This window comes from Nocardioides sp. zg-1228, assembly GCF_017086465.1.
In the GTDB taxonomy this organism is placed as follows: domain Bacteria; phylum Actinomycetota; class Actinomycetes; order Propionibacteriales; family Nocardioidaceae; genus Nocardioides.
The window spans coordinates 2,128,808-2,143,435 of sequence record NZ_CP070961.1 but is presented as its reverse complement, the minus strand read 5'-3'; the positions used below and the strand labels follow the sequence as shown (position 1 = coordinate 2,143,435).

At 73.0% G+C, this 14,628-nt stretch carries 12 protein-coding genes; 10 read left to right on the top strand and 2 right to left on the bottom strand.

Annotated features, from left to right (window positions below):
* Positions 1–10: 10 nt before the first annotated feature.
* Positions 11–2,518, top strand: a complete 2,508-nt coding sequence (gene pheT, locus JX575_RS10215; protein ID WP_186342690.1) for a phenylalanine--tRNA ligase subunit beta — start codon at positions 11–13, stop codon at positions 2,516–2,518.
* Positions 2,519–2,584: 66 nt separating this feature from the next.
* Here pheT and JX575_RS10210 read toward each other — a convergent pair whose 3' ends face one another.
* Both JX575_RS10210 and JX575_RS10205 read right to left on the bottom strand, forming a co-directional pair.
* Positions 2,585–3,997 carry a hypothetical protein gene (locus JX575_RS10210; RefSeq protein WP_186342691.1) on the bottom strand — a complete coding sequence of 471 codons (1,413 nt, stop codon included), beginning with the start codon at positions 3,995–3,997 and terminating at the stop codon, positions 2,585–2,587.
* A gap of 79 nt (positions 3,998–4,076) precedes the next feature.
* Positions 4,077–4,880, bottom strand: a complete 804-nt coding sequence (locus tag JX575_RS10205; protein ID WP_186342692.1) for a maleylpyruvate isomerase family mycothiol-dependent enzyme — start codon at positions 4,878–4,880, stop codon at positions 4,077–4,079.
* 97 nt (positions 4,881–4,977) lie between these two features.
* On the opposite strand from JX575_RS10205, the gene argC reads away from it, so the two are divergent.
* The 9 genes from argC to JX575_RS10160 are packed head-to-tail and all read left to right on the top strand — an operon-like array spanning position 4,978 to position 14,223.
* Positions 4,978–6,006, top strand: coding sequence for an N-acetyl-gamma-glutamyl-phosphate reductase (gene argC, locus JX575_RS10200; protein WP_186342693.1), 1,029 nt, complete (start codon positions 4,978–4,980; stop codon positions 6,004–6,006).
* Positions 6,003–7,154 (top strand): bifunctional glutamate N-acetyltransferase/amino-acid acetyltransferase ArgJ, encoded by a 1,152-nt coding sequence (gene argJ / locus JX575_RS10195; protein ID WP_186342694.1) that lies wholly within the window; start codon positions 6,003–6,005, stop codon positions 7,152–7,154. The genes argC and argJ overlap by 4 nt, the downstream gene beginning before the upstream one ends.
* A complete protein-coding gene (gene argB, locus JX575_RS10190) occupies positions 7,151–8,104 on the top strand; it encodes an acetylglutamate kinase (protein ID WP_186342695.1) in 954 nt (317 codons plus the stop codon). Before argJ ends, argB begins: the two co-directional genes overlap by 4 nt.
* Positions 8,101–9,294, top strand: coding sequence for an acetylornithine transaminase (locus tag JX575_RS10185; RefSeq protein ID WP_186342696.1), 1,194 nt, complete (start codon positions 8,101–8,103; stop codon positions 9,292–9,294). Before argB ends, JX575_RS10185 begins: the two co-directional genes overlap by 4 nt.
* Entirely contained in the window at positions 9,291–10,217 is a 927-nt protein-coding gene (gene argF / locus JX575_RS10180) for an ornithine carbamoyltransferase (protein WP_186342697.1), read from the top strand. Before JX575_RS10185 ends, argF begins: the two co-directional genes overlap by 4 nt.
* Complete coding sequence (locus tag JX575_RS10175; RefSeq protein WP_186342698.1) at positions 10,214–10,795, top strand: arginine repressor; 582 nt, start codon at positions 10,214–10,216, stop codon at positions 10,793–10,795. The genes argF and JX575_RS10175 overlap by 4 nt, the downstream gene beginning before the upstream one ends.
* A complete protein-coding gene (argG, locus tag JX575_RS10170) occupies positions 10,792–12,222 on the top strand; it encodes an argininosuccinate synthase (protein ID WP_186342699.1) in 1,431 nt (476 codons plus the stop codon). The genes JX575_RS10175 and argG overlap by 4 nt, the downstream gene beginning before the upstream one ends.
* Positions 12,222–13,673, top strand: a complete 1,452-nt coding sequence (argH, locus tag JX575_RS10165) for an argininosuccinate lyase (protein ID WP_186342700.1) — start codon at positions 12,222–12,224, stop codon at positions 13,671–13,673. The genes argG and argH overlap by 1 nt, the downstream gene beginning before the upstream one ends.
* Positions 13,657–14,223 carry a DNA-3-methyladenine glycosylase gene (locus JX575_RS10160; protein WP_186342701.1) on the top strand — a complete coding sequence of 189 codons (567 nt, stop codon included), beginning with the start codon at positions 13,657–13,659 and terminating at the stop codon, positions 14,221–14,223. Before argH ends, JX575_RS10160 begins: the two co-directional genes overlap by 17 nt.
* Positions 14,224–14,628 lie beyond the last annotated feature (405 nt).

Sequence of the window (14,628 nt, the reverse complement as noted above, 5' to 3'; positions counted from 1 at the left end):
GGAGAGCGAGATGAAGGCACCCCTGTCCTGGATCCTGGAGCACGTCGACGTTCCCGCGGGCACCACCACCGAGGAGATCACCGACCGGCTCACGCTGACCGGCCTCAAGCTCGAGGCGATCGTCAGCCCCGGGCGCGAGATCACGGGCCCGCTGGTCATCGGTCGCGTGCTCACGATGGAGCCCGAGCCGCAGAAGAACGGCAAGACCATCAACTGGTGCACCGTCGACGTCGGCCCCGAGTTGAATGCGGCCCACGGCACCGGCGAGCAGTCCGACGGGGTGGGCATCGTCTGCGGCGCCCACAACTTCAAGCCCGGCGACCTCGTCGTCACGGTGCTGCCCGGCGGCGTGCTGCCCGGCGGCTTCGAGATCGGCGCCCGCAAGACCTACGGCCACCTGTCCGCGGGGATGATCTGCTCGGCCCGCGAGCTCGGGCTCGGCGAGGACCACGACGGCATCATCGTGCTGCCCGAGGACGCCGGTGCCCCGGGCGACGACGTCCGTCCCGTGCTCGGCCTTGACGAGGAGGTCATCGAGTTCGAGATCAACCCCGATCGGGCCTACGCCCTGTCGCTGCGCGGCATCGCGCGGGAGGTGCTGGTGTCCGTGGACGGCGCCTGCAACTTCCGCGACCCCGCGGTCCGCGACACCCCTGCCGCCAACGACCAGGGCCACCCCGTCGTCGTGGAGGACGCCGAGGGCTGCCCGGTCTTCGTCGCCCGCCGCGTCGACGGCTTCGACCCGGCCGCGCCGACTCCCGACTTCATGGTGCAGCGCATCACCGCGGCCGGCATGCGGCCGATCTCGTTGGCCGTCGATGTCACCAACTACGTCATGCTCGAGACCGGCCGGCCGATCCACGGCTACGACGCCGACCGGGTGCAGGGCACGCTCGTCGTACGCCGTGCCCGCGAGGGCGAGCGGCTGACCACCCTCGACGGCACGTCCCGCGCGCTCGACCCCGGCGACCTCGTGGTCACCGACGACTCGGGCATCATCGGCCTCGGCGGCGTCATGGGCGGCGAGACGACCGAGATGTCGAGCACCACCACGTCGGTGCTCGTCGAGGCGGCCCACTGGGACGCGGTGTCGATGTTCCGCACCGGCCGCCGGCACCGGATCACCTCCGAGGCGGGCAAGCGCAACGAGCGCGGCGTCGACCCGACGATCTGCGAGGCCGCGGCCGACCGTGTCGTCGAGCTGCTCGTCGAGCACGGTGGCGGCACCGCGCACCCCGGCGTCACCGTCGTCGGCACCCCGCCGGCGATGCCGGTCGTCGACGTGCCGGGCGACCTGGCCGCCCGCGTGTCCGGGATGGACATCAGCGAGGAGCGCGCCGTCGAGTGCCTGCGCGCCGTCGGCTGCGAGGTCGAGGGCAACGGCACGCTGGCGGTGACGCCGCCGCCGTGGCGCCCCGACCTCACCGACGCGCAGGACTTCTCCGAGGAGGTCATCCGCCTCGTCGGCTACGACAAGGTGCCGTCGGTGCTGCCGACCCCGTCGTCGGGCCGGGGGCTGACCCGCGCCCAGCAGCTGCGCCGGAGGATCGGACGCACGCTCGCCGGCGAGGGCTACGTGGAGGTGGTGAGCTTCCCGTTCGTGGGCGAGGCCGACCTCGACGCGCTGGGCCTGCCCGACGACGACCCGCGCCGCGACCTGCTGCGGCTGTCCAACCCGCTCAGCTCCGAGGCCGCGTTGATGACCTCGACCCTGCTCCCGGGCGTGCTGCGCGCCGCGGGCCGCAACGTCGGGCACGGCACGAGCGACCTCGCGCTCTTCGAGACCGCCACCGTCACCCTCCCGCGCCACGCCGGACCCGCCGCGATCCTGCCGGTGGACCGGCGTCCGAGTGCCGAGGAGTTCGCCGCGCTCGATGCCGCGCTGCCGGCCCAGCCGCTGCACCTCGCGGTCGTCGCCAGCGGCGACGCCGTCTCGGGCGGCTGGTGGGGCCCGGCGCGGCCGGTGTCGTGGTCCGACGCCGTCGAGGCGGTGCGCGCCGTCGCGGCGGCGCTCGGCCTCGAGGTGACCGCGACCGCGGCGGAGGTCGCCCCGTGGCACCCCGGTCGCTGCGCCGAGCTGTCCGTGGCGGGCGACGTCGTCGGCCACGCGGGTGAGCTGCACCCGAAGGTCTGCCAGGCGTTCGGGCTGCCCAAGCGCACGGTCGCCGCGGAGGTCGACCTCGACGTGCTCATCGCACGCTCGGTCCACCTGCGGCAGGCGCCGGTCTTCTCGTCCTACCCGGTCGCCAAGGAGGACGTGGCGCTCGTCGTCGACGCCTCCGTCCCGGCCGCCGACGTCGAGGCGGCCCTGCGCGAGGGAGCGGGCGAGCTGCTCGAGTCGCTCCGGCTCTTCGACGTCTACACCGGCGACCAGGTGGGCGAGGGAAGGAAGTCGCTGGCCTACGCGCTGCGCTTCCGGGCTCCCGACCGCACGCTCAAGGAGGGCGAGGCGGCCGCCGCGCGCGACGCCGCGGTGGCGCACGCCACCGAGCGGACGGGCGCCGTCCAGCGCACCTGATCCGCGCTCGTCGACACGCACAGTGGGCCTTGAGTCTCCAGGAGACTCAAGGCCCAGTGCGCACGATCAGCGGCTCTCGCAGGTACGCCGTACCTCGGCCGAGCAGCGGTCCCGACCCTGCTGCCCGAACGCCTTGTCCCGGCCCGGACCGCCGATGATCTCGTCGCCGCGCCCACCGCCGAAGAGCCTGTCGTTCCCGGGGCCGCCGAGCAGCCGGTCGCGCGCCTGCGACCCGACGAGACGGTCTGTGCCGGGCCCGCCCGCCAGGACGACGGGGTGCTCGCCTCGCAGGGTGCCCGAGGCGGTGGCGTTGAGGACGTCGTCGCCCCCGCGACCGCGGACGCGGATCCGCTGGCTCGCCATGACCTTGACCTTCTCGTCGGCGGCGCTGCCCACGACCCTCACGTCACCACCCTTGAGCAGGAGGTCCTCGAAGTCGTCGAAGCCGAAGGAGTGCCGCACTGCCCCGTCACCCACCGGGACGCACGAGAAGGTGCCGCCGACCCGGACGGTGGCGATCGAGCAGGCGTTGCCGGAGTAGCTGTCGCGACCGGTACCGCCCGTCACCCTCCCGCTTCCCATCGAGTGGAGCGCGAGGTGGTCGTCTCCTCCGCCCATCGAGATCACGCGTCGTCCGCCGGTCGTCCGGGACGCGAGCACCAACGTCTCGGCGGCGTCGGTGCCGGTGAAGCTCTGGTCCCTCGTGTGGACCCCGACCTCGTAGTGGGCGATCGACCCCGCCCAGCGCAGCACGGTCCGGCCGTCGACGACCGCGGCGCGGGCGGGGCCCGAGACCGTCGTCGAGGCGCCCTGCCAGCCGGGGTGCAGCGACAGGGTGTTGTCGCCCGGACCGAGGTCGAGGGTGCCGGCGCCTCCCTGCTCCCCGGCCCACTCGACGCTGTCGTCACCGGTGCCGGTGAGCACCGTGTCGTTGTTCGTCGCACCGGGCGTCGTGGTGCCGGAGTGGACGACGTCGTCTCCGCCGCGGGTGTCGATCACGTCGACCTCCACGTCGAGCGAGCCCTCGACGCTTCCCGTCTCCCGGACGCCGGCGTAGACGGTCTCGTGGAACGGGGACGCCTGCGGGTTCGACGGGATGACGGCGTCGAGTCCGACGTAGGAGTCGGCGCCCGTGCCGAGGACGATGGTGTACCAGACGTCCTCGACGTCGGTGCTCTCGTTGACGACGGTGTCGTCGCCCGCGCCCGCATCCACGGTCACGTTGCGCATCCCACCCTCGGGAGCGGCGACGATGCAGATCGTGTCGTTGCCTCCGAGCCCCTGCGCTGTCACGCCCGGCTGCGGGACGACCACCATGACGTCGTCGCCCTCCGTCCCGGTGCTCCCCACGACCGTTGCCGGCCTGCCCTGGCAGGTGATCGTCGGCGCACCGTGCGCCGGGGGGCCGGTCGTGACCGGCGCGACGCCGGCGAGGGCGGTGGTGAGGGCCGCGACGGCGGTCTTGAGTGCTCTGCGCATGGAGTGGTCTTTCCGTGGTGTCTGATGAGGGCGACGAGGAAGACGCAGCCGACTCCCGATTGGTTGTGGCCGGGCGCGTTCAGTTGATCGGCGACGCCACGATGGTGCTGAACCGCCCGAGCACACCGCGGTCACCGGCGGTCGAGAGCTCCTCGCTCCCGCCGCGGTTCCACAGCCACAGGTCGAGCGGTGCGGCCGGACCGTCGACGACCAGGTCCGGCTCGACCTCGGCGCCCTCGGGGGCGGGCACGACGTGGAAGTCCTCCTCGTCGGCGTAGGACGTCCCGCTGTCGGGATCGGTCCCCGCGAAGGTCCCGAACCGCAGCCAGAACGAGTCGCCGGTGTCGGTCACGTCCACCCGCACCAGTCCCTCGCCGGGCTCCCACGATCCCCATGTCGGCATCCCGCCGTACATCACGTCGAGGCACTCGTGGACGCCGTCGGCGGCGAGCACCGGGTCGAGCTCGCTCGCCACGCCGGCCGCCTGCTCGGCGTCGACGCGGTGCACCAGCGCCTCGTGCGCCTGGCGGCGCAGGATGAAGCCGACCGTGTGGTCGCTCGACCAGTTCCAGGCCTCCTCCGACGGGTCCGCGGCCGCCAGCGCGTCCGCCAGGTCGCGTGACCACTCGTCGAAGACCTCGAGCAGGTCGTCGTACGACTCGGGGCGGGGCGGGTCGACCTCCTCGGGCCGCGCAGGGCGGGCGCGCACCACCTCGGCCCACCGGTGCTGGACCGTGGCCAGGTGCCACAGCAGGTCGGCGGCGTCCCAGTCGGGGCAGGCCGGCACCCGTGCCGACGGCTCGCGCGCGGCGAGCACCTCGCGGAAGCGGGCGGACTCCGAGCGGAGGTGGTCGAGGTAGGTCTCTGGCGCCAGACGGGTCATCCCCGCCACGCTAGGGGAAGCGGCCGGGGCGGCGCTCACGGTTTCCGGTACGGACCCCCAGCAACGCATCATGCAACGCCATGTATAGTCATGCAGCATGACCGCATCAGTCGCCGTGGCCGGAGCCAGCGGGTACGCCGGGGGAGAGGTGCTCCGCCTGCTCCTCGGCCACCCCGACGTCGAGGTCGGCGCGCTCACCGCCGGCTCCAACGCCGGTGAGCGCCTCGGTGCCCTTCAGCCCCACCTGCTCCCGCTGGCCGACCGGGTCCTGGCCGACACCACGGTCGACGTCCTCGCCGGGCACGACGTGGTCTTCCTGGCCCTCCCGCACGGCCGCTCCGCGGTGATCGCGCAGGCGCTGGGCGACGACACCGTGGTGATCGACTGTGGGGCCGACTTCCGGCTGACCGACCCGGGGGAGTGGGAGGCGTTCTACGGCGGCGAGCACGCCGGGGCGTGGCCCTACGGCCTGCCCGAGCTGCCCGGCCAGCGCGAGCTGCTGCGTGGCGCGCGCCGGATCGCCGTCCCCGGCTGCTACCCGACGGTCTCGACGCTCGCGGTCGTGCCCGCCCTGGCCGCCGGCCTGGTCGCCCCCGACGTGACCGTGGTGGCCGCGTCCGGCACCAGTGGCGCCGGCAAGGCCGCCAAGGCGCACCTGCTCGGAAGCGAGGTGATGGGCAACGCCAGCGCCTACGGCGTCGGCGGCACCCACCGGCACACCCCCGAGATCGTCCAGAACCTCAGCGCCGTCCACGGCGCCCCGGTGGCGGTCGGCTTCACGCCGCTGCTCGTGCCGATGTCGCGCGGCATCCTCGCCACCGTCCAGGCGCCGCTGCTCGACGGCGTCACGCCGCAGCAGGTCCGCGAGGCCTACGCCGCGGCCTACGACCCCGAGCCGTTCGTCCACCTGCTGCCCGAGGGGCAGTGGCCCCAGACCAAGTCCGTGGTCGGCTCCAACGCCGTGCAGGTCCAGGTCGCCGTCGACGAGCGCGTACGACGACTCGTGGCGGTGGCCGTGGTCGACAACCTCGCCAAGGGCACCGCCGGCGCCGCCGTCCAGTGCATGAACCTCGCCCTGGGCCTCGACGAGGCCACCGGGCTCACCACGATCGGACTCGCTCCATGACCGTCACCCACCCCGCCGGCTTCACCGCCGCCGGCGTCGCCGCCGGACTCAAGTCCACCGGCGCGAAGGACCTCGCCCTCGTCGTCAACGAGGGCCCCACCCACGACTCCGCCACCGTCTTCACCGCCAACCGCTGCAAGGCCAACCCCGTGCTCTGGAGCCAGGAGGTCGTCAAGGACGGCGTCGTGCGTGCGGTCGTGCTCAACTCCGGCGGCGCCAACTGCTACACCGGGCCCGAGGGCTTCCAGACCACCCACGCGGTGGCGGAGAAGGTCGCCGACGGCCTGGGCATCGGCGCGATCGACGTCGTCGTCTGCTCGACCGGCCTCATCGGCCTCGCCAACGACCGCGACGACCTCCTCGCCGGGGTCGAGGCGGCGACCGCCGCGCTCTCGGCCGACGGCGGGGCGCAGGCCGCGGAGGCGATCATGACCACCGACTCGGTCAGCAAGAACACCGTCGTCGAGGGCGCGGGATGGTCCATCGGCGGCATGGCCAAGGGCGCCGGCATGCTGGCGCCACAGCTCGCCACGATGCTCGTCGTCCTCACGACCGACGCCGTGGTGCCCGCCGCCGACCTCGACACCGCCCTGCGCGCGGCCACCCGGGTCAGCTTCGACCGGCTCGACTCCGACGGCTGCATGTCGACCAACGACACCGTCACCGTGATGGCCAGCGGCGCCAGCGGCATCACGCCGACCCCCGAGGACTTCACCGCCGCCCTCACCCAGGCCTGCACCGACCTGGCGATGCAGCTGCTCAAGGACGCCGAGGGCGCCGACCACGAGATCGCCATCACCACCGTCCACGCCGCCACCGAGGACGAGGCCGTGGAGGTCAGCCGCAGCGTCGCGCGCAGCAACCTCTTCAAGGCCGCGGTCTTCGGCAAGGATCCCAACTGGGGCCGCGTGCTGGCCTCGGTCGGCACCACGCAGGCGCGCTTCGACCCGGCCGACCTCGACGTGGCGATGAACGGCGTGTGGGTCTGCCGCGAGTCCACCCCGGCCGAGGACCCGGCGGGGGTCGACCTGTCCGGCCGCGAGGTCAGCGTCACCATCGACCTCAAGTCGGGCGACGCCCGCGCCACCGTCTGGACCAACGACCTCACCCACGCCTACGTCCACGAGAACAGCGCCTACAGCTCATGAGCGACGCACCGACGACCGAGACCGTCCAGAGCCCCCGCCGGCCCGACCCGGCGAAGGCCCGTACCCTCGCCGCGGCGCTGCCGTGGCTCAAGCGCTACCACGGGCGCACGATCGTGGTGAAGTACGGCGGCAACGCGATGACCGACGAGTCGCTCAAGGTCGCCTTCGCCGAGGACATCGCCTTCCTCCGCTTCGCCGGCTTCAAGCCGGTCGTCGTGCACGGCGGCGGCCCGCAGATCTCCCGCATGCTCGACCGCCTCGGCATCGAGTCGGAGTTCCGCGGCGGGCTGCGGGTCACCACCCCCGAGGCGATGGACGTCGTCCGGATGGTGCTCGTCGGCCAGGTGCAGCGCGAGCTCGTCGGGCTCATCAACCAGCACGGCGCCCTGGCGGTCGGCCTCTCCGGCGAGGATGCCGGACTGTTCCGGGCCGAGCCCGCCAGCACCATCGTCGACGGCGAGGAGGTCGACCTCGGACTCGTCGGCGAGGTGGCAGAGGTGCGGCCCGAGGCGGTGCTCGACCTCATCGAGGCGGGCCGCGTCCCGGTCGTCAGCTCGGTCGCGCCCGACGTCGAGGGCCGCGTCCACAACGTCAACGCCGACACCGCCGCCGCGGCGCTCGCGGTGGCCCTGGGCGCGGAGAAGCTGCTCGTGCTGACCGACGTCGAGGGCCTCTACCGCGACTACGGCAACTCCGACGACCTGATCCAGGAGATCGGCCCGGAGGCGCTGGGCGAGCTCCTGCCGACGCTCGACGCCGGCATGGTCCCCAAGATGCGCGCCTGCTACGAGGCGGTAACCGGGGGAGTGCCACGCGCGACGGTCGTCGACGGTCGCGAGCCGCACGCCGTGCTGCTCGAGATCTTCACCGACGAGGGCGTCGGCACCCAGGTGCTGCCCGGCGCCGCCACCCGGATGCGCAAGCCCTACCCCACCGAGGAGCAGACGTGAGCGACATCCAGGAGCGCTACGCCGGCGCCGTGATGAACACGTTCGGCCCGCCCGTCCTCGCGCTGGTGCGGGGTGAGGGCGCCCACGTGTGGGACGCCGACGGCAGGGAGTACGTCGACCTGCTCGGCGGCATCGCGGTCAACGCCCTCGGCCATGCACACCCGGCGCTGGTCGAGGCGGTCACCGGCCAGCTGCAGACGCTGGGCCACGTGAGCAACTTCTTCGCCACCGAGCCGCAGGTCGCGCTCGCCGAGCGGCTCGTGGCCCTGCTCGGCTGGGACGACTCGGCGCGGGTCTTCCTCAGCAACTCCGGCGCCGAGGCCAACGAGGCGGCGCTCAAGCTCACCCGCCGCACCGGCCGCACCAGGCTCGTCGCGGCCGAGGGGTCCTTCCACGGCCGCACGATGGGCGCGCTCTCGCTCACCTCCAAGGCCGCCTACCGCGAGCCCTTCGAGCCCCTTCCCGGCGACGTCACCTTCGTCCCGTACGACGACGTGGCCGCGCTCGAGGCCGCCGTCGACGGGACCGTCGCGGCCGTCGTCCTCGAGCCGATCCAGGGCGAGGCCGGCGTCGTCGTGCCGTCGCCCGACTACCTCGCCGCCGCGCAGCGCATCGCCCACGACAGCGGGGCGCTGCTCTGGCTCGACGAGGTGCAGACCGGCATCGCGCGCACCGGCGCGTGGTTCGCCCACCAGCTGCTCGACGGCGTCGAGCCCGACGTGGTCACCCTCGCCAAGGGCCTCGGCGGCGGCATCCCGATCGGCGCCACCGTCGCCCGCGGGACGGCCGCCACGCTGCTCCAGCCCGGCAACCACGGCACCACCTTCGGCGGCAACCCGGTCGCGGCCGCCGCCGCGCTGGCCGTGCTCGCCACGGTCGAGGCCGACGGACTGCTCGACGCCGCCGTGGCCCGCGGCGCCCAGCTCGAGGCGCTGCTGCGGGCCCAGCAGGGCGTCGTGGACGTCACCGGCGCCGGGCTGATGCGCGGCGCCGAGCTCGACGGGCCCTACGCCCCACAGGCCGTCGCCGCCGCCCGCGACGCCGGCTTCATCCTCAACGCCACCGGCCCGACCCGGCTGCGCTTCGTCCCGCCGCTCGTGATCGGCGCCGCCGACCTCGATGCGCTGGGGGCCGCCCTCCCCGCCGTCCTCGACACCGCCCGCCGCGCCGCCCAGGAGGCCACGCCATGACCCGTCACCTCCTCCGCGACGACGACCTCTCGCCGTCGGAGCTCGTCGAGGTCCTCGACCTCGCCGATCGGATGAAGGCCGCACCCTTCGACCACAAGCCGCTGGCCGGCCCGCGCACCGTCGCGCTCGTCTTCGACCGTCCCACCCTGCGCACGCAGGTCTCCTTCGCCGCCGGCATCGCCGAGCTCGGCGGCAACCCGATGACCGTCGACGGCGGCCTGGCCGCGATGGGATCGCGCGAGGGCGTCGAGGACGTCGCCCGCATCCTGGGGCGCCAGGCCGCCGCGATCGTGTGGCGCACCGCCCACCAGGGCGACGTGGTGACGATGGCGGCCTACTCCGGCGTCCCCGTCCTCAACGCCCTCACCGACGAGTTCCACCCCTGCCAGCTCCTCGCGGACCTCCAGACCGTGCGGGAGCAGAAGGGCCGGCTGTCCGGGCTCCGCGTCGCGTTCGTCGGCGACGGCGCCTGCAACATGGGCAACTCCTGGGTGCTCGCCGGCGCGTCCGCGGGCATGGACGTCGTCGTCGGCGCCCCCGAGGGCTTCACCCCCGACGCCCACGTGGTCGCCAAGGCGCGCGACATCGCCCAGGACACCGGCGGATCGGTCGAGCTCACCGCCGATCCGGTCGAGGCGGTCTCCGGCGTCGACGTCGTCGTCACCGACTCGTGGGTCAGCATGGGCCGGGAGGAGGAGGCGCAGGAGCGGCTGCGGGTCTTCCCGCCCTACGGCGTCACCGACGACCTGCTCTCCCACGCGGCCGCCGACGCCATCGTCATGCACTGCCTGCCCGCCTACCGGGGCAAGGAGATCTCCGAGGAGGTCATCGAGGGGCCGCAGTCGGTGGTCTGGGACGAGGCGGAGAACCGCCGCCATGCCCAGAAGGCGGTGCTCGCCTGGCTGCTCGAGCGTTCGTCATGACCGCCACGACGCCGCTGACCAAGGGCGCCCGCCACCAGCGGATCATCGACATCGTCACCACCCACCCGGTGCGCTCCCAGACCGAGCTGGCCGACCTGCTGGCCGACCACGGCGTACGCGTCACTCAAGCGACGCTGAGCCGCGACCTCGTCGAGCTCGACGCGGTCAAGGTGCGCAGCCCCGACGGCGCCCTCGTCTACGCCGTGCCGGGGGAGGGCGGCGACCGCAGCGCCTCCGCGCCGCGGGCCAGCGCCGCCGGCCGGGACCGGCTGGCCCGGCTCTGCGCCGAGCTGCTGGTCAGCGCCGAGGCCAGTGCCAACCTCGTCGTGCTGCGCACGCCCCCCGGGGCCGCCCAGTTCCTCGCCAGCGCGTTCGACAAGGCGGAGCTGGGTGACATCCTCGGCACCATCGCCGGTGACGACACCCTGCTGGTCATCGGTCGCGACCCCGCCGGCGGTGACGCGCTGGTGCAGCGCTTCCTCGACCTGGCCAACGACCCCCGGCACGGCCACGGCGGCACCACCCCGGCACCCACCCCCGCTTCCCCCAGCCCCACCACTGCAAAGGACATCTCGTGAGCAAGGTCCTCACCTCCCTCCCCGTCGGCGAGCGCGTCGGCATCGCCTTCTCCGGCGGCCTCGACACCTCGGTGGCCGTCGCCTGGATGCGCGAGAAGGGCGCGGTCCCGTGCACCTACACCGCCGACATCGGCCAGTACGACGAGCCCGACATCTCCGGGGTGCCCTCGCGCGCCCTGCAGTACGGCGCCGAGCTGGCCCGCGCGGTCGACTGCAAGACCCAGCTCGTGGAGGAGGGGCTCGCCGCGCTCGCGTGCGGCGCGTTCCACGTCCGCTCGGGCGGACGCGTCTACTTCAACACCACACCGCTCGGCCGCGCGGTCACCGGCACCATGCTCGTGCGTGCCATGCACGAGGACGGCGTGAACATCTGGGGCGACGGCTCGACGTTCAAGGGCAACGACATCGAGCGGTTCTACCGCTACGGCCTGCTTGCCAACCCCGACCTCCGCATCTACAAGCCGTGGCTCGACGCCGACTTCGTCAGCGAGCTGGGTGGGCGCCACGAGATGAGCGCCTGGCTCACCGAGCACGGCCTGCCCTACCGCGACAGCCAGGAGAAGGCCTATTCCACCGACGCCAACATCTGGGGCGCCACCCACGAGGCCAAGACGCTGGAGCACCTCGACGTCTCGCTCGAGACGGTCGACCCGATCATGGGCGTGCGGTTCTGGGACCCCGCGGTCGCCATCGACACCGAGGACGTCACCATCCGCTTCGAGCAGGGCCGCCCGGTCGCCGTCAACGGCCTGCGCCACGACGACCCGGTGGCGCTCGTGCACGAGGCCAACGTGATCGGCGGCCGGCACGGCCTGGGCATGTCCGACCAGATCGAGAACCGCATCATCGAGGCCAAGTCGCGCGGCATCTACGAGGCGCCCGGCATGGCGCTGCTGTTCATCGCCTACGAGCGACTGGTCAACGCGATCCACAACGAGGACACCGTCGCGCAGTACCACAACGAGGGCCGCAAGCTCGGCCGCCTGCTCTACGAGGGCCGGTGGCTCGACCCGCAGGCGCTGATGATCCGCGAGTCGATCCAGCGCTGGATCGCCTCCCTGGTCACCGGCGAGGTCACCCTGCGGCTGCGCCGCGGCGAGGACTACTCGATCCTGCGCACCGACGGCCCGGCGTTCTCCTACCACCCCGACAAGCTGTCGATGGAGCGCACCGACAACGCCGCCTTCGGTCCCACCGACCGCATCGGCCAGCTCACCATGCGCAACCTCGACATCGCCGACTCGCGCGCCAAGCTCGAGCAGTACGCCGCTCAGCCGCTCGACCAGGGCCAGGTGCTGGTCGAGAACGGCACCCTCTACGGTGCCATCGAGGCCGGCGGCTACGACAAGATCACCGACAACCCGGCCGCCACGGCGGACGACGAGTCCGCCCTCGACAACGCAGCGATGGAGTTCGGGACCGACTGATGCCACAGACACCGACGAGCGGCGGCACCACCAACGAGGGCTCGCTGTGGGGCGGCCGCTTCTCGAGCGGCCCGTCCCCCGAGCTGCAGGAGCTGTCGCGGTCGACGCAGTTCGACTGGCAGCTGACGCCCTACGACCTCGCCGGGTCGCGCGCCCACGCCAACGCCCTGCACCGGGCCGGGCTGCTCACCGACGCCGACCACGCCGAGCTGCTGCGCGGGCTGGCGGTGCTGGGGGAGCGCTACGCCGCGGGGGAGCTGGCGCCCGCGCCGAGCGACGAGGACGTCCACGGCGCGCTCGAGCGGCTGCTGCTCGAGGAGGTCGGCCCGGAGGTGGGTGGGCGGCTGCGTGCCGGGCGCTCGCGCAACGACCAGGTCGCGACGCTGTTCCGGGTCTACCTGCGCGACCACGCCCGCACCATCTCCGCGCTCGTCCTCGACCTGGTCGACGTGCTCGCCGAGCAGGCCGCGGCGCACCTCGACCCCGACGGGTCGAGCACCGTGATGCCGGGGCGTACCCATCTCCAGCACGCGCAGCCGGTGCTCCTCTCGCACCACCTCCTCGCGCACGCCTGGCCGCTGGTGCGCGACGTCGAGCGGCTGCGCGACTGGGACGCGCGGGTCGCCGCCGACTCGCCCTACGGCTCCGGGGCGCTCGCCGGCCAGACGCTCGGGCTCGACCCGGAGGCCGTGGCCGCCGAGCTCGGGTTCTCCGGCTCGTCGGCCAACTCCCTCGACGGCACCGCGGCCCGCGACTTCGCCGCCGAGTTCGCGTTCGTCACCGCCCAGGTCGGCGTCGACCTCTCCCGCCTCGCCGAGGACGTCATCCTCTGGACCACCCGCGAGTTCGGCTTCGCGACGCTGCACGACTCGTGGTCGACGGGGTCGAGCATCATGCCGCAGAAGAAGAACCCCGACATCGCCGAGCTCGCCCGCGGCAAGGCCGGCCGGCTGGTCGGCAACCTGGCCGGGCTGTTGGCCACGCTCAAGGGGTTGCCGCTCGCCTACAACCGCGACCTGCAGGAGGACAAGGAGCCGGTCTTCGACTCGGTCCTGACCCTCGAGGTGCTGCTGCCGGCGGTGACCGGCATGGTCGCCACCTTGACGTTCGACACCGCGCGGATGGCCGAGCTCGCGCCCCAGGGGTTCTCGCTCGCCACCGACGTCGCGGAGTGGCTGGTGCGCGAGGGCGTCCCGTTCCGCGACGCCCACGAGATCGCCGGCGCGTGCGTACGCCGCTGCGAGGAGCTCGGCTGCGACCTGCCCGACCTCAGTGACGAGCAGCTGGCCGGCATCTCCCCGTTCCTGACCCCGGCGGTGCGGTCCGTGCTCACCGTCGAAGGCTCGGTCGCCTCGCGCGCCGGTCGAGGCGGCACCGCGCCGGTGCGCGTTCAGGAGCAGCTCGACGAGCTCCGCGTCGCAAGCACCGGTCACCGTGCCCGCCTGGGCTGAGGGCGACCCGATCGAGGTCGCACCCCGGGTGCTCGGCGCCGTGATCACCCACGGCGGGGTGTCGGTGCGGCTCACCGAGGTGGAGGCCTACGCCGGCCCGCTCGACCCCGGGTCCCACGCCCACCGGGGCCGGACCGCGCGCAACGCGGTGATGTTCGGCCCGCCCGGGCGCCTCTACGTCTACTTCGTCTACGGCATGCACCACTGCGCCAACCTGGTGACCGGACCCGACGGCGACCCCGGCGCCGTCCTGCTCCGCGCCGGTGAGGTGGTCGCCGGCCACGACCTCGCCCGACAGCGGCGCCCCGGCAGCAGCGACCGCGACCTCGCGAGGGGGCCGGCGCGTCTGTGCCGCGTGCTCGACCTCGACCTGTCCCACAACGGCGATCCCGTCGACCTGGTCTCGGGGGAGCGGGTAGCCGACATCAGCAGGGGTCCGCGGGTCGGGCTCCGGCACGCAGCCGAGCGTCCGTGGCGCTTCTGGATCACCGGCGATCCGACCGTCAGCACCTACCGGCCCGCCGCCCCGCGGCGTCGTACAGGCCGCTGACCTGCGGTGATGCGTAGAGGGCACCCCCGGTTTTGCATGCTCGGCGAGGACGGTCTAATGTTTCACCTGTCGCCGCAAGCGGCGCCGCTTCCTGGCCAGAAGGCCAGATGAGGCGGAGACCAGCTGCGACCACCGAAGCACGAAGCTCACGAGTTTGACGGTGAGCCAAGAGCCCGGTAAGTTTGTGCAGGTTGCCCCGCGACCAGACCGGCCCAGCCGGCGCGGAACGGGTGCGTCTGATACTTGAGAACTCAACAGTGTGTTTGATTAGTCGACGAATTAGTTTGTTTTGCCCCGTTGACGTCATGTTCTGGCTTGTGCCTTTGGGTGTGGGTTGGTGGATGGTGTCGCGGTTTCTTTGACGATGATTCTGACAACATGTCAGTTTCGTTTTTTGTCATGGAT